Here is a 13,679-nt window from a genome sequence, read left to right as displayed (position 1 = left end):
GTCAAGTGCTCCGCCGATCCGCGTCGAGGGAGGGGGCCCACGTGCTCATCGACACCTACGGCCGAGTGGCCACCGACCTGAGGGTCTCGCTCACCGACCGGTGCAACCTGCGCTGCACCTACTGCATGCCCGAAGAGGGTCTCCAGTGGCTCGCCAAGCCCGATCTGCTCACGGATGACGAGATCGTCCGCCTCATCGACATCGCGGTCACCCACCTCGGCATCGAGGAGGTCCGCTTCACCGGCGGGGAGCCGTTGCTCCGTCCCGGCCTGGTCGGCATCGTCGAGCGCGTCGCCGCCCTCGCCCCGCGCCCCCAGATGTCCCTCACCACCAACGGCATCGGCCTCAGGCGCACGGCGACGGCCCTGAAGGCGGCGGGCCTGGACCGGGTCAACGTCTCGCTGGACACCCTGCGCCCCGACGTCTTCAAGACCCTCACCCGCCGGGACCGCCACAAGGACGTCCTGGAGGGCCTGGCGGCCGCCCGCGAGGCCGGGCTGACCCCGGTGAAGGTCAACAGCGTCCTGATGCCGGGGCTCAATGCCGACGAGGCCCCCGACCTGCTCGCCTGGGCGGTCGAGCACGACTACGAGCTGCGGTTCATCGAGCAGATGCCCCTGGACGCCCAGCACGGCTGGAAGCGCGACGGGATGGTCACCGCCGGTGACATCCTGGAGTCCCTGCGCACCCGCTTCGAGCTGACCGCCGAGGGTTCCGAGGAGCGCGGTTCGGCCCCCGCCGAGCGCTGGGTCGTGGACGGCGGCCCGCACCGCGTCGGCGTCATCGCCTCCGTCACCCGCCCGTTCTGCTCGGCCTGCGACCGCACCCGCCTGACCGCCGACGGCCAGGTGCGCACCTGCCTGTTCGCCCGCGAGGAGACCGACCTGCGCGCCGCACTGCGCTCCGACGCCCCCGACGAGGAGGTCGCCCGCATCTGGCGCCTCGCCATGTGGGGCAAGAAGGCCGGCGCCGGCCTCGACGACCCGACGTTCGTGCAGCCCGACCGGCCGATGTCGGCGATCGGCGGCTGACGCCGGGGTGCCGGACGGGTCCTAGCTAGGGGGTCTTCGGGGGCTCCCACTCGGTCAGCGGGACCACGTCCTTGAGGAAGCCCCGTACTCCGAGGAACTGCGACAGATGCTCCCGGTGCTCGTCGCAGGCGATCCACGTCTTGCGCCGCTCGGGCGTGTGGATCTTCGGATTGTTCCACGACAGCACCCATACGGCGGCCGTGCGGCAGCCCTTCGCGGAGCAGATGGGGGAGGCCTCCGGAGCGTTGTCCGGGGCGGTTTCGTCACTCACAGTTCGTCTCACAGGTTCACACAAAAGGCGACGCCGAGCAGCCACGGGGGGAGCTGCCCGGCGTCGGTCCGTCGCTCCGACGGGGGATGCGGAGCGCGTAGGAAGTATGTCATGGGTCACCCATCGCCCGGCACCGGAACAGCACGATTCATCTCAGCGGTTCTTCGGCCTGGCGCGGAACGCGCGCCCCCGCCGGAGGGCGCCGCGAGGTCACGGCCGGCCGCGCGACTCGCCCCCCGCTCCCGGCGACGGATCCGACATGGCGTCCTCCGGGACGGAGTCCGCGGAGGCGTCGTCCGCCCGCGGCGGCAGGATCATCGGCGGCGTCTGGGGCGTCACGAACGTCGACGGCAAGGATGGCGCGTTCTCGCGCCCCGCGTTGGCGATCACGACCGCGATGTACGGCAAAACCACACCGAGGACCAGCGCCACGATCGCGACGTGGCGTTCCACGTTCCACAGGCAGGCCGCGAGGACCACCGACACGGTGCGGACCGACATCGAGATCACGTACCGGCGCTGCCGCGCGCGCACGTCCTCCTGGAGGCCCGTCCGGGCCCCGGTGATCCGGAACACCTCGACGCCGCCGGCACTGTGCTTCCGCATCTGGTTCCACCATCCGCCCGATCGGACCGTCCCCGCCCCGCTCCCGTCCGTGGCCGCTCGGGGACACCGGTCCCGGACAACTCACCACGTTACGCCGCCCCCGCGCCGTCCACGAGACCGGGGCACCCACTCGGCGCGCGGCCGGTCCGCGCCGGTCGGCACGGCCGGGGGACCCCGTTCGGCCGTATCCGGCGTGCGCCGTACGCGGTACGGCCGAAGACTGGCGGCAATGCTCGCGTGGAGCCGTACGAGGAGGCAGGTCATGGGCTGGTTGTGGGCGATCATCGTCGGATTCGTGCTCGGACTCATCGCCAAGGCGATCATCCCCGGGAAGCAGCACAGTCCGCTGTGGCTGACCACCATCTTCGGCATCCTCGGCGCGATCGTCGGCAACGCGGTCGCCCGCGCGGCCGGGGTGGACGAGACCTCGGGCATCGACTGGTGGCGGCACCTGTTCCAGGTGGTGGCCGCGGTCATCATCGTCGCCCTCGGAGACGCTGCCTACGTGGCGGTGCGCGGCAACAAGAAGCGCGGACGCGCCTGACGGCCGGCACCCCGTGCCGTGCCGTGTGCTCAGGCGCCGGTGACCTCCACCGCGGCCAGGTTCTTCTTGCCGCGGCGCAGCACCAGCCAGCGCCCGTGCAGCAGGTCCTCCTTGGCGGGGACCGCGTCCTCGCCGGTGACCTTGGCGTTGTTCACGTACGCGCCGCCCTCCTTCACCGTGCGGCGGGCGGCGGACTTGCTGGCGACCAGACCGACCTCGGCGAACAGGTCCACGACCGGGCCCAGCTCGGTGACCTCGATGTGCGGCAGCTCGGAGAGGGCCGCGGCGAGCGTCCGGTCGTCCAGCCCGGCCAGGTCGCCCTGGCCGAAGAGGGCCTTGGACGCGGCGATCACGGCGGCCGTCTGCCCGGCGCCGTGCACCAGCGTCGTCAGCTCCTCCGCCAGAGCGCGCTGCGCCGCCCGGGCCTGCGGACGCTCCTCGGTCTGCCGCTCCAGCTCCTCCAGCTCCTCGCGGGACCGGAAGGACAGGATGCGCGAGTACGTCGAGATGTCCCGGTCGTCCACGTTCAGCCAGAACTGGTAGAACGCGTACGGCGTCGTCATCTCCGGGTCGAGCCAGACCGCGCCGCCCTCGGTCTTGCCGAACTTGGTGCCGTCCGCCTTGGTCATCAGCGGCGTCGCGTAGGCGTGGACGCCGGCGTCCGGCTCCAGGCGGTGCAGCAGGTCGAGGCCGGCCGTGAGGTTGCCCCACTGGTCGCTGCCGCCCTGCTGCATCGTGCAGCCGTACCTCCGGTAGAGCTGGAGGAAGTCCATGGCCTGGAGCAGCTGGTAGCTGAACTCCGTGTAGCTGATGCCCTCGGAGGACTCCAGGCGCCGGGCCACGGAGTCCTTGGTCAGCATCTTGTTGACCCGGAAGTGCTTGCCGATGTCCCGCAGGAACTCGATGGCCGAGAGGCCCTCGGTCCAGTCGAGGTTGTTGACCATCACGGCCGCGTTCTCGCCCTCGAAGGTCAGGAACGGCTCGATCTGGCCGCGCAGCCGGTCGACCCAGCCCGCGACGGTCTCCGGCGAGTTCAGCGTGCGCTCCGCGGTCGGGCGCGGATCGCCGATCTGGCCCGTCGCGCCACCGACCAGCGCCAGCGGCCGGTGACCGGCCTGCTGGAGCCGGCGCACGGTGAGCACCTGCACCAGGTGCCCCACGTGCAGGGACGGCGCGGTCGGGTCGAAACCGCAATAGAACGTGACGGGACCGTCCGCGAGAGCCTTGCGCAAAGCGTCCTCGTCGGTGGACTGGGCGAACAGCCCGCGCCACTTCAGCTCGTCGACGATGTCCGTCACGGTTCTCTTGTCTCCTACGTGCTCATACGTGCTTGATGATCTTCGGTCGGCCGGGTGACGGCCGACTACGAGGTTATACGCCCTGACTGACAGAGCTCATATTGAAATCGGGGACCCGAAGCGCGGGCATCGCCGCCCTGGTGAACCAGTCGCCCCACTCCCTGGGCAGCGTCTTCTCCGTCCGCCCGGCCTCCGTGGCCCGGCCCAGCAGGCCCACCGGGGACTCGTTGAACCGGAAGTTGTTCACCTCGCCGACCACCTCGCCGTTCTCGACCAGGTAGACGCCGTCCCGGGTCAGCCCGGTCAGCAGCAGCGTGGCCGGATCCACCTCGCGGATGTACCAGAGACAGGTCAGCAGCAGCCCGCGCTCCGTGCCGGCCACCATGTCCTCCAGCGAGCGGTCCGAGCCGCCGTCCAGGACCAGGTTGCCGATCGCCGGTGCCACCGGCAGCCCCGTCAGGGCCGCGCTGTGCCGGGTGGTCGTCAGCCGGTGCAGCTCGCCCGCGCGGATCCAGTCGGTCGCCGCCAGCGGCAGCCCGTTGTCGAACACCGACTGGTCGCCGCCGGAGGAGTGCGCGACCACGAAGGGCGCGCTCTCCAGCCCCGGCTCGTGCGGGTCGCTGCGCAGGGTCAACGGCAGCTCGCCCAGCCGCTCACCGACGCGCGTGCCGCCACCCGGCTTGGAGAACACCGTGCGCCCCTCGACGGCGTCCCGCCCCGAGGCCGACCACAGCTGGTAGATCAGCAGGTCGGCGACCGCGGTCGGCGGCAGCAGCGTCTCGTACCGGCCCGCCGGCAGCTCCACCCGCCGCTCCGCCCAGCCCAGGCGTACGGCCAGGTCGGCGTCGAGCGCACCCGGGTCGACGTCCTTGAAGTCCCGCGTGGAGCGCCCCGCCCACGCCGACCGGGTCCGGTCCGGCGACTTGGCGTTCAGCTCCAGCGTCCCGTTGGGCTGGTCGTGCCGCAGCCGCAGCCCGGTGGACGTCCCCACGTAGGTCGACGTCATCTCGTGGTTGGCGAATCCGTACAGCTCCCGGCCGCCCGCACGCGCGCGTGCGAACGCCTCCCCGAGGGCGGGTGCGAAGTCCGCGAACACGGCCGAGGACGTCTCGGCGGGCGCGTCGGTGAAGTCGGGCGACTCGGGCACGCCGGTGACCAGCGGCTGCGCGTCCTCGGCGGGACCGGCGCCGCGGGCCGCGGCCTCGGCGGCCCGCACCAGGGGCTCCAGCTCGTCCACGGTCACCGCCGAGCGCGACACGACACCGGACGCCGTGCCCTGCTGACCGTCGACCGTGGCGACGACGGTCAGCGTGCGTCCGCGCGTGACGCCGTTGGTGGTGAGCGCGTTGCCCGCCCAGCGCAGGTTGGCGGTGGACTCCTCGTCGGCGATGACGACGCAGCCGTCCGCCCGGGACAGCTCCAGCGCCCGCTCGACGATCTCGTGCGGCCTGCTCCTACCCGCGCTCATCGACCCGCCTCCTGCGTGGTGTTCAGAATGTTGACTCCCTTGAAGAGGGCGGACGGGCAGCCGTGGGAGACGGCCGCGACCTGCCCCGGCTGGGCCTTGCCGCAGTTGAAGGCGCCACCCAGGACGTACGTCCGCGGGCCGCCGACGGCCGCCATGGAGCCCCAGAAGTCGGTGGTCGTCGCCTGGTAGGCCACGTCCCGCAGCTGACCGGCGAGCCGCCCGTTCTCGATCCGGAAGAAACGCTGCCCGGTGAACTGGAAGTTGTAGCGCTGCATGTCGATGGACCAGGAACGGTCGCCGACGACGTAGATCCCGCGGTCCACGCCCCCGATCAGATCCTCCGTCGACAGACCGCCCGGGTCGGGCTGGAGCGAGACGTTGGCCATGCGCTGCACCGGAACGTGGGCGGGGGAGTCGGCGTATGCGCACCCGTTGGACCGCTCGAACCCGGTGAGCCGCGCGATCCGCCGGTCGAGCTGGTAGCCCACCAGCGTGCCGCCCTTCACCAGATCCCAGGACTGGCCCTCGACGCCCTCGTCGTCGTACCCGACGGTCGCCAGCCCGTGCTCGGCGGTGCGGTCGCCGGTGACGTTCATCAGCTCCGAGCCGTAGCGCAACGTGCCGAGCTGGTCGAAGGTGGCGAAGGAGGTGCCGGCGTACGCCGCCTCGTACCCGAGCGCCCGGTCCAGTTCGGTGGCGTGCCCGATGGACTCGTGGATGGTCAGCCACAGGTTCGACGGGTCGACGACCAGGTCGTACAGCCCCGCCTCGACGCTGGGCGCCCGCATCTTCTCGGCCAGCAGCTCCGGGATCTCGGCCAGCTCGGAGTCCCAGTCCCAGCCGGTCCCGGTCAGGTACTCCCAGCCGCGCCCGGCCGGCGGGGCCAGCGTCCGCATGGAGTCGAACTCGCCGCTGGAGTCGTCGACCGACACGGCGGTGAGCACCGGATGCAGCCGCACCCGCTGCTGCGTGGTCACGGTCCCGGCCGTGTCGGCGTAGAACTTGTTCTCGTGCACGGTGAGCAGCGAGGCGTCGACGTGGTCGACCCCGTTGGCCGCCAGCAGCCGCCCGCTCCAGTCCGCCAGCAGCGCCGACTTCTCCTCGTCGGGCACGGTGAACGGGTCGACCTCGTACGACGACACCCACGTCCGGTCGGCGTGCACGGGCTCGCCCGCCAGCTCCACGTGCTCGTCCGACCCCGCCGCCCCGATGACCTGCGCGGACAGCTTCGCCATCGCCACTGCCTGCGACGCGACCTTCGCGGCGGCGTCCATGGTCAGGTCCACACCGGACGCGAAGCCCCACGTACCGCCGTGCACCACCCGCACCGCGTACCCGAGGTCGGTGGTGTCCGAGGACCCGGCGGGCTTGGCGTCCCTGAGGCGCCAGGAGGCGTTGCGCACCCGTTCGAGGCGGAAGTCCGCGTGTTCGGCGCCGAGTGCACGCGCGCGTGCGAGGGCGGCGTCGGCGAGGGCGCGTAGGGGGAGTGCCGTGAAGGCTTCGTCGATGCGGTGAGGCACCTGCGTCTCTTTCTGTCGACGTGACCGGTCGTCTGCGGCGACACCGGGGGCCAGGGCCTGTCGCCCTGGGCCGCATCATGTCGCGTCGGGCCGGACGGCGACCACACCTTTGCCGCGGTGCGCGGTTACCCGTGGCCGGGTCCGTTCTGTAGGGACCCGACAGTCAGTCCCGTAAGCCACTGTGGGTGCCCGAGTCTCTGGCGGAGGCCGGGGACCGATAGGTTTTCGGTGTAACCGCCTGCCGTAGCCGCCTGTCATCCGGGTGCTCGGGCGGAACACAGACCGCTAGGGAAAGGGTGATCCGTTGAGCCGCTCGGTTCTCGTCACCGGAGGCAACCGGGGCATCGGCCTCGCCATCGCCCGCGCTTTCGCCGATGCCGGCGACAATGTCGCGATCACATACCGCTCGGGTGAGCCGCCGGAGGGCTTCCTGGCCGTCAAGTGCGACATCACCGACACCGAGCAGGTGGAGCAGGCCTACAAGGAGATCGAGGAAGCGCACGGTCCCGTCGAGGTCCTGGTCGCCAACGCCGGCGTCACCAAGGACCAGCTCCTGATGCGCATGTCCGAGGAGGACTTCACCTCGGTCCTGGAAACCAACCTCACCGGCACCTTCCGGGTCGTCAAGCGCGCCAACCGCGGCATGCTGCGCGCCAAGAAGGGCCGCGTCGTCCTGATCTCCTCCGTGGTCGGGCTCCTCGGCTCCGCGGGCCAGGCGAACTACGCCGCCTCCAAGGCCGGTCTGGTCGGCTTCGCGCGCTCCCTCGCCCGTGAACTGGGGTCGCGCAACCTCACCTTCAACGTCGTCGCGCCCGGCTTCGTGGACACCGACATGACCAAGGTGCTCACCGACGAGCAGCGGGCCAACATCGTGTCGCAGGTGCCGCTGGGCCGGTACGCGCGGCCCGAGGAGATCGCCGCCGCGGTGCGGTTCCTCGCCTCGGACGAGGCGTCGTACATCACTGGAGCCGTCATTCCCGTTGACGGCGGACTGGGAATGGGTCACTGATCACCATGAGCGGAATTCTCGAGGGCAAGCGCGTCCTGATCACCGGTGTGCTGATGGAGTCCTCCATCGCCTTCCACACCGCCAAGCTGGCCCAGGAGCAGGGCGCCGAGATCATCCTGACCGCGTTCCCGCGTCCCACGCTGACCGAGCGCATCGCCAAGAAGCTGCCGAAGCCCACCAAGGTCATCGAGCTGGACGTCACCAACGACGAGCACCTCGCGCGCCTCGCGGACATCGTCGGCGAGGAGCTGGGCGGCCTCGACGGCGTCGTGCACTCCATCGGCTTCGCCCCGCAGGACGCGCTCGGCGGCAACTTCCTGAACACGCCGTTCGAGTCGGTCGCCACGGCCATGCACGTCTCGGCGTACTCCCTGAAGTCGCTGACCATGGCCTGCCTGCCGCTGATGCAGAACGGCGGCTCGGTCGTCGGCCTCACCTTCGACGCGCAGTTCGCCTGGCCCCAGTACGACTGGATGGGCCCGGCCAAGGCGGCGCTGGAGGCCACCAGCCGCTACATGGCGCGTGACCTGGGCAAGCAGAACATCCGCTGCAACCTGGTCTCGGCCGGTCCGATCGGCTCCATGGCCGCCAAGTCCATCCCGGGCTTCGGTGAGCTGGCCTCGGTGTGGGACGACCGCTCCCCGCTGGAGTGGGACCTCAAGGACCCGGACCCGGCCGGCCGCGGTGTCGTCGCGCTGCTGAGCGACTGGTTCCCGAAGACCACGGGCGAGATCGTCCACGTGGACGGCGGTCTGCACGCCATCGGCGCCTGACCGGAAGCACTGTCCGGACGCCGCGAAGGACCCGCATCCGCCTTGGGTGCGGGTCCTTCGCGTGTCACCCGTCCGGCCCAGCCGGCGGGCGGCGGGCCTGCCGTCGGCGCACGCTGGAGTCCGCGTTCCCCACGAGCCTTTCCTCCCCAGTGCCGCCGAGGAGGCCTCTTGTGCGTCCGCTCGCCCGCCTCGCCTCGGCGTCCCTCGCCCTCGTCTGTGTGCTGCTCCTGCCGTACGAAGCGATGTCCCACGCGCGCGTGGGCACCGGGGACTCCGCGCGGGCGGAGCTGTTCGGCTCGGCGTGCCGGGTCCGCGTCGTCGACTCCGACGTGACCGCCCACTGCCACAACCCGTACCCGGCGGCCGACTCCGTGCGGCTGCACGTCGAGTGCGCCCGCTGGTGGGACCTCGACAGCGACGCCGCGCCGGTCGAGGCCGGACCGGCGCAGACCGTCCGGCTGGACGGGCGGTGCTGGAAGGAGGTCCGGTCGGCCTGGGTCAGCCACCGGAGGGTGCGGTGAACCGGCCCGGGCGGCACTGGAACGGGTAGCCCGCCGCCTCCGCCTCCGCGGTCCCGGCGTCGCCCGCGCGGATCGCGTCCACCAGCCTGGTGTGGTCCATGTGGCTCTCGGGCGTCAGCTCGCTGCCGACGTCGCTCCGCAGCCAGTCCCGCATCACCTCGCCCAGGTCCGCGTACATCGCGGTCATCACGTCGTTGTGCGAGGCGGCCACGACGGCCAGGTGGAAGGTCGCGTCCGCGGTCACGAACGCCTCGGCGTCGCCCGACTCCCAGGCCTCCTCGCGGCGCACCAGGAGCGCGTCCAGCTGCTTGAGGTCCTTCTCCGTGCGGCGCTCCGCGGCGAGCCGGGCGGCGGCCGACTCCAGGGTGGACCGCAGCTCGGCGATGTGCCGGGGGTCGGTCCCGGCGAAGCGGCGCTGCATCACGCCCGCCAGCTCACTGACCGCCACGACGTACGTGCCGGAGCCCTGACGGATGTCCAGGAGGCCGTTGTGCGCCAGCGCGCGGACCGCCTCCCGGACCGTGTTGCGGGCGACCCCGAGCTGTTCGACCAGCTCGGGCTCCGTCGGGATGCGGGAACCGACCGGCCACTCGCCCGAGGCGATCTGCTGCCGGAGCGCCGCGATGACCTGCTCGGACAGCGCCGAGCGGCGGGGATGGCTCAGAGGCATGGCTCACCTTCGCACGTGGAGTGGACAATCAATCATCCCATGATTCTATGATGGGCCTCATGGCTAGTGAGGAAGCCCGGACGGACACCCGGACGGAGACGCGCACGGAGACACGTACGGAAACGCGGATGCGTGAGATACCCGGCGAGGCGGCGACGGCGCCCCGAACGCCCGGCACGCGCGCGTGGACGCCGTGGACGACCCGGCTGCTGATCCTCGGCATCGTCCTGGCCGCGCTCAACCTGCGCCCCGCCATCACCAGCCTGGGCGCCCTCCTGGAGGAGGTCCGCGACGGGCTCGGCATGAGCGGCAGCGTCGCCGGACTGCTCACCTCGGTCCCCCCGCTGTGCTTCGCCGTCTTCGGGGTCATGGCGCCCCGGGTGGCCCGCCGCTTCGGGCCCGGCGCGGTGGTCTGCGCGGGCATGGCCGCCATCACCGCGGGCCTGCTGATCCGCCCGTACGCCGGCGGTACTGCCGGCTTCCTGGCCGCGACCGCGCTCGCGCTGATGGGCATCGCGGTCAGCAACGTCCTGATGCCGGTCATCGTCAAGCGCTACTTCCCCGACCGGGTCGGCTCCATGACCGGCCTCTACTCGATGGCCCTCGCCTTCGGCACCTCCGTCGCCGCCGCGGCGACCGTGCCGGTGACGAACGCCCTGGGCGGCCACTGGCAGCCCGGCCTCGCGGTGTGGGCCGTGGTGGGGGCGGCCGCCGTCCTGCCCTGGATCCCGTTCGTGCGCCACCGCGAGGCGCCCTCCGCCGCGCCGCCCGCCCCGTCCGCGGAGCGGCCCGCCGAACCTGCCGCCGGCCAGGCCCCGATACGGATCACCCGCAGCCGTACGGCCTGGGCGCTCGCCGTCTTCTTCGGCCTTCAGGCCACCGCCGCCTACATCACGATGGGCTGGATGGCGCAGATCTTCCGGGACGCCGGGGTCTCCGCCGGCACGGCCGGGCTGCTGCTCGCCGTGATCATGGTGATGGGCGTGCCGCTCGCCTTCGTCATCCCGCGCGTGGCCACCCGGCTGCCCCACCAGGGCCCGATCGTCCTGGTCCTGGGCCTGTGCGGCCTCGCCGGCTACGCCGGTCTGTACTTCGCCCCGGCCGGCGGCGCCTGGGCCTGGGCCCTGCTGCTCGGCGTGTCGAACTGCGCCTTCCCGCTCGCGCTGACCATGGTCGGCATGCGGGCCAGGACCGGCGCGGGCGTCGCCCAGCTGTCGGCCTTCGCGCAGAGCACCGGCTACCTGATCTCCATCCCCGGCCCGCTCCTGGTCGGCGTGCTCTACCAGCACAGCGGCGGCTGGGGCCTGCCGATCGCGCTGATGAGCGCCCTGATGGTGCCGCAGATCGTGGTGGGCGTCCTGGCAGGCCGCGACCGCACGGTGGAGGACGAGGCGGCCCGCTGAGCCGTCCGGCGGCCCGCCCGGCGCCCCGCATCCGGCGGATGCGAGACTTGCCGCATGCCAGTCCTCGACCCGAACCCCCAGAACGGCCAGAAGAAGATGCTGCTCGTCTTCGGCGGCTTCCTCGCGATCTTCGTGATCATCGGCATCGTCGCGACGATCGCCTCGCCGTGACCGGGCCCCCGGCCGGATGGTGGGGTTAACCCCCCATCCCCTAGGGGGCCAGGGTCAGGGTCAAGTGGGTGGACCTCCGGATGGGTTGGGGCCCGCGGATTCCGTAGTTTCGAGATGTGCCCGCGACAGGCGGGACGCGGAGCACGGACCAGGGACGCTCGAAGACCAGCGGAGGCACTCATGTCGGCCCCTACCTACACCCGGCCTCCCCGCGCGACCCGGGGCGGCGTCGACAGCCGGCTCCCCTGGTGGGCCCTCGCCCTGCCCGTGCTCGCCTTCGTGACGCTGCTCCTGCTGATACTCAACCCCGCCGACGCGCAGGCGGCCACCGAGCAGCCGGCCATCGCCCACCTGCTGGAGCGGCTGCTCCAGCTGACCGTGGGCTGAGGCCGGACCCGGGCCCGGGCGAGCGTACGGCGGTGATTCCGCATGTCAACTACCTGCGCCCCATGGCCTGTTTCATGCGAAGCTGGATGCCATGAGCGTCGCAGAACCCCGCAGGATTGTCCTTTTCCGGCATGCGAAAGCCGACTGGCCACAGGTGACCGACCACGAGCGACCGCTCGCGGAACGGGGTCGCAAGGACGCCGCAGAGGCCGGGCGGCGGCTGGCGGACACCGGTGTCGCCTTCGATCAGGCCCTGTGCTCCACCTCGACCCGGACCCGCGAGACCTGGAAGCTCGCCGTCCACGAGTTCCCGCACCGGCCGAAAACCGTCTACGAGGAGCGGATCTACGAGGCCTCGCCCGGCGAACTGATCGCCGTGCTCAACGAGACCCCCGACGACCTGCGGAACGTGCTGGTGATCGGCCACAACCCGGGCATGGAGGGACTCGCCGAGATCCTGGCCGGTTCGGCCGAGGACGAGGCTCGCGGACGGATGGGGAGCCGGGGCTTCCCGACCGCCGCCTTCGCCGTCCTGACCTTCACCGGCTCCTGGAAGGACGTGGAGCCCGGAGCGGCCTCCCTGGTCGACTACTGGGCGCCGACCGACTGACCCCACCCGGTCCCACGCGGCGGGCCCGGCACCGTACGGCCCGGGCCCCTCGGCGCAGGCTCAGAGCCGGTCGGCGGGCAGACCGAGGGCCTCACCGAGACCTTCGTCCAGCGTGTCCGCGGCCTCGACCTCCTCGCGGGTGATGCCGAGCAGGTAGAGGACGGTGTCCAGGAAGGGCACGTTCACCGCGGTGTGCGCCGCCTCGCGCACCACCGGCTTGGCGTTGAAGGCGACCCCGAGACCCGCCGCGTTCAGCATGTCCAGGTCATTGGCGCCGTCACCGATCGCCACGGTCTGCGACAGCGGTACGCCCGCCTCGGCGGCGAACCGTCGCAGCAGCCGCGCCTTGCCCGCCCGGTCCACGATCTCCCCGGTGACCCGGCCGGTCAGCCTGCCGTCGACGATCTCCAGGGTGTTGGCCTGGGCGAAGTCCAGCCCCAGCCGCTCCTTGAGATCATCGGTGACCTGCGTGAATCCGCCGGAGACGACCCCCACCTGGTAGCCGAGCCGCTTCAGCGTGCGGATCAGGGTGCGGGCACCCGGCGTCAGCCGCACCTCGGCGCGGACCTTGTCCACCACCGAGGCGTCCAGCCCCGCCAGCAGCGCCACGCGAGCGTGCAGGGACTGCTCGAAGTCCAGCTCCCCGCGCATCGCGGCCGCCGTCACGTCGGCGACCTTGTCCTCGCACCCGGCGTGCGCGGCGAACAACTCGATGACCTCGTCCTGGATCAGCGTGGAGTCCACGTCCATCACCACCAGGCGCTGCGCCCGCCGGTGCAGCCCCGCCGAGACCACCGCGACATCCACACCGAGCGCCGCGGCCTCGGTGGCCAGCGCCGTGCGCAGGGGCTCGGTCGCCACGCCGGACACCGCGAACTCGACGGCGGTCACGGGATACTTGGCCAGCCGGAAGATACGGTCGATGTTGCTGCCGACCTCGGTGATCCGGGCCGCTATGGCGGCCGTCGCCTCGGCGGTGAGCGGGTGCCCGAGCACGGTGACCAGGGAGCGGCCGAGCCCGCGCGGCCGGTTGTCGCCGATGCCGGAGATGATCTCCGCCTGGAGCTTCAGCGACTCTGCCCAGCTGTGGACGGTGGCCCGCAGATCGCCCTCCAGACCGCGGGGCGGCTCGGTCACGAGCGCGCACAACACGATCCGGCCACGGGTGACGACCTGCTCGATGTCGACGACGTCGACGGAGTAGGCGGCGAGGGTGTCGAACAGGCCGGCCGTGATACCGGGCCGGTCCTTGCCGAAGATCTTGACGAGAAGCGTGGGAACGTCAGAGGTCTGCGTAGCGCTCATGGTGGTCCAACCGTATCCGGCACCCGGTGCCTGCCGCCCCCGAGGTCCGCCTGACGGACAGCGCCACCGTCCCGTACTGCCCAGTACCACCC

The 13,679-nt window shown here is 71.7% G+C and carries 16 protein-coding genes; 9 read left to right on the top strand and 7 right to left on the bottom strand.

Annotated elements, in window-relative coordinates; all coding sequences use genetic code 11:
* Window positions 1-41 precede the first annotated feature (41 nt).
* Complete coding sequence (moaA, locus tag OIE75_RS08425) at window positions 42-1,031, top strand: GTP 3',8-cyclase MoaA (protein WP_240999552.1); 990 nt, start codon at window positions 42-44, stop codon at window positions 1,029-1,031.
* A gap of 25 nt (window positions 1,032-1,056) precedes the next feature.
* On the opposite strand, the gene OIE75_RS08420 is transcribed toward moaA, so the two are convergent.
* Window positions 1,057-1,302 carry a hypothetical protein gene (locus tag OIE75_RS08420; RefSeq protein WP_329470191.1) on the bottom strand — a complete coding sequence of 82 codons (246 nt, stop codon included), beginning with the start codon at window positions 1,300-1,302 and terminating at the stop codon, window positions 1,057-1,059.
* A gap of 210 nt (window positions 1,303-1,512) precedes the next feature.
* Window positions 1,513-1,908, bottom strand: coding sequence for a DUF3099 domain-containing protein (locus OIE75_RS08415; protein WP_307011014.1), 396 nt, complete (start codon window positions 1,906-1,908; stop codon window positions 1,513-1,515).
* Between the two features lie 262 nt (window positions 1,909-2,170).
* Here OIE75_RS08415 and OIE75_RS08410 point away from each other — a divergent pair, with 262 nt between their 5' ends.
* Entirely contained in the window at window positions 2,171-2,452 is a 282-nt protein-coding gene (locus OIE75_RS08410) for a GlsB/YeaQ/YmgE family stress response membrane protein (protein ID WP_307011012.1), read from the top strand.
* Window positions 2,453-2,481: 29 nt separating this feature from the next.
* Here OIE75_RS08410 and tyrS read toward each other — a convergent pair whose 3' ends face one another.
* The 3 genes from tyrS to OIE75_RS08395 all read right to left on the bottom strand — a co-directional run bounded on the left by tyrS (window position 2,482) and on the right by OIE75_RS08395 (window position 6,738).
* Window positions 2,482-3,750, bottom strand: coding sequence for a tyrosine--tRNA ligase (gene tyrS, locus OIE75_RS08405; protein ID WP_329470189.1), 1,269 nt, complete (start codon window positions 3,748-3,750; stop codon window positions 2,482-2,484).
* 73 nt (window positions 3,751-3,823) lie between these two features.
* A complete protein-coding gene (locus OIE75_RS08400) occupies window positions 3,824-5,218 on the bottom strand; it encodes a metallopeptidase TldD-related protein (protein WP_329470188.1) in 1,395 nt (464 codons plus the stop codon).
* Entirely contained in the window at window positions 5,215-6,738 is a 1,524-nt protein-coding gene (locus tag OIE75_RS08395) for a TldD/PmbA family protein (RefSeq protein ID WP_329470187.1), read from the bottom strand. The genes OIE75_RS08400 and OIE75_RS08395 overlap by 4 nt, the downstream gene beginning before the upstream one ends.
* Before the next feature lie 304 nt (window positions 6,739-7,042).
* Between OIE75_RS08395 and fabG the strand changes: the two genes are divergently transcribed.
* From fabG to OIE75_RS08380, 3 genes are all read left to right on the top strand, one after another.
* Entirely contained in the window at window positions 7,043-7,747 is a 705-nt protein-coding gene (gene fabG, locus OIE75_RS08390; RefSeq protein ID WP_122614762.1) for a 3-oxoacyl-[acyl-carrier-protein] reductase, read from the top strand.
* 5 nt (window positions 7,748-7,752) lie between these two features.
* Entirely contained in the window at window positions 7,753-8,520 is a 768-nt protein-coding gene (gene fabI, locus OIE75_RS08385) for an enoyl-ACP reductase FabI (RefSeq protein WP_329470184.1), read from the top strand.
* 170 nt (window positions 8,521-8,690) lie between these two features.
* Window positions 8,691-9,041: a hypothetical protein gene (locus OIE75_RS08380; protein ID WP_307011002.1), complete on the top strand. Its 351-nt coding sequence runs from the start codon at window positions 8,691-8,693 to the stop codon at window positions 9,039-9,041.
* Here the strand turns inward: OIE75_RS08380 and OIE75_RS08375 are convergent.
* Window positions 9,019-9,711, bottom strand: a complete 693-nt coding sequence (locus OIE75_RS08375; RefSeq protein WP_307011000.1) for a FadR/GntR family transcriptional regulator — start codon at window positions 9,709-9,711, stop codon at window positions 9,019-9,021. The two genes, OIE75_RS08380 and OIE75_RS08375, sit on opposite strands and share 23 nt — an antisense overlap.
* A 128-nt stretch (window positions 9,712-9,839) precedes the next feature.
* Between OIE75_RS08375 and OIE75_RS08370 the strand changes: the two genes are divergently transcribed.
* The 4 genes from OIE75_RS08370 to OIE75_RS08355 all read left to right on the top strand — a co-directional run bounded on the left by OIE75_RS08370 (window position 9,840) and on the right by OIE75_RS08355 (window position 12,282).
* Window positions 9,840-11,114, top strand: coding sequence for a CynX/NimT family MFS transporter (locus OIE75_RS08370; RefSeq protein WP_373462941.1), 1,275 nt, complete (start codon window positions 9,840-9,842; stop codon window positions 11,112-11,114).
* A 54-nt stretch (window positions 11,115-11,168) separates the two neighbouring features.
* The gene (locus OIE75_RS08365; RefSeq protein WP_122614758.1) at window positions 11,169-11,285 is read left to right on the top strand and encodes an SGM_5486 family transporter-associated protein; all 117 of its coding nucleotides are present in this window, start codon (window positions 11,169-11,171) and stop codon (window positions 11,283-11,285) included.
* A 180-nt stretch (window positions 11,286-11,465) separates the two neighbouring features.
* On the top strand, window positions 11,466-11,672 hold the full coding sequence (locus tag OIE75_RS08360; RefSeq protein ID WP_122614757.1) for a hypothetical protein: 207 nt from the start codon (window positions 11,466-11,468) through the stop codon (window positions 11,670-11,672).
* A gap of 91 nt (window positions 11,673-11,763) precedes the next feature.
* Window positions 11,764-12,282 carry a SixA phosphatase family protein gene (locus OIE75_RS08355; protein ID WP_307010994.1) on the top strand — a complete coding sequence of 173 codons (519 nt, stop codon included), beginning with the start codon at window positions 11,764-11,766 and terminating at the stop codon, window positions 12,280-12,282.
* 60 nt (window positions 12,283-12,342) lie between these two features.
* Here OIE75_RS08355 and serB read toward each other — a convergent pair whose 3' ends face one another.
* Entirely contained in the window at window positions 12,343-13,587 is a 1,245-nt protein-coding gene (serB, locus tag OIE75_RS08350; RefSeq protein WP_307010992.1) for a phosphoserine phosphatase SerB, read from the bottom strand.
* Window positions 13,588-13,679: the final 92 nt, after the last annotated feature.

The organism is Streptomyces sp. NBC_01723 (genome assembly GCF_036246005.1).
In the GTDB taxonomy this organism is placed as follows: Bacteria; Actinomycetota; Actinomycetes; order Streptomycetales; family Streptomycetaceae; genus Streptomyces.
Note: the sequence above shows the minus strand (reverse complement) of the source record. Positions and strands in the feature narration are given on the sequence as shown.

Excerpts from the sequence above, each read along its gene's own strand:
- OIE75_RS08355 (WP_307010994.1), top strand. The coding sequence starts at position 11,764 with ATGAGCGTCGCAGAACCCCGCAGGATTGTCCTTTTCCGGCATGCGAAA.
- OIE75_RS08415 (WP_307011014.1), bottom strand. The coding sequence starts at position 1,908 with ATGCGGAAGCACAGTGCCGGCGGCGTCGAGGTGTTCCGGATCACCGGG.
- OIE75_RS08370 (WP_373462941.1), top strand. The coding sequence starts at position 9,840 with ATGCGTGAGATACCCGGCGAGGCGGCGACGGCGCCCCGAACGCCCGGC.
- OIE75_RS08375 (WP_307011000.1), bottom strand. The coding sequence starts at position 9,711 with ATGCCTCTGAGCCATCCCCGCCGCTCGGCGCTGTCCGAGCAGGTCATC.
- OIE75_RS08410 (WP_307011012.1), top strand. The coding sequence starts at position 2,171 with ATGGGCTGGTTGTGGGCGATCATCGTCGGATTCGTGCTCGGACTCATC.
- OIE75_RS08400 (WP_329470188.1), bottom strand. The coding sequence starts at position 5,218 with ATGAGCGCGGGTAGGAGCAGGCCGCACGAGATCGTCGAGCGGGCGCTG.
- OIE75_RS08360 (WP_122614757.1), top strand. The coding sequence starts at position 11,466 with ATGTCGGCCCCTACCTACACCCGGCCTCCCCGCGCGACCCGGGGCGGC.
- fabI (WP_329470184.1), top strand. The coding sequence starts at position 7,753 with ATGAGCGGAATTCTCGAGGGCAAGCGCGTCCTGATCACCGGTGTGCTG.
- serB (WP_307010992.1), bottom strand. The coding sequence starts at position 13,587 with ATGAGCGCTACGCAGACCTCTGACGTTCCCACGCTTCTCGTCAAGATC.
- OIE75_RS08365 (WP_122614758.1), top strand. The coding sequence starts at position 11,169 with ATGCCAGTCCTCGACCCGAACCCCCAGAACGGCCAGAAGAAGATGCTG.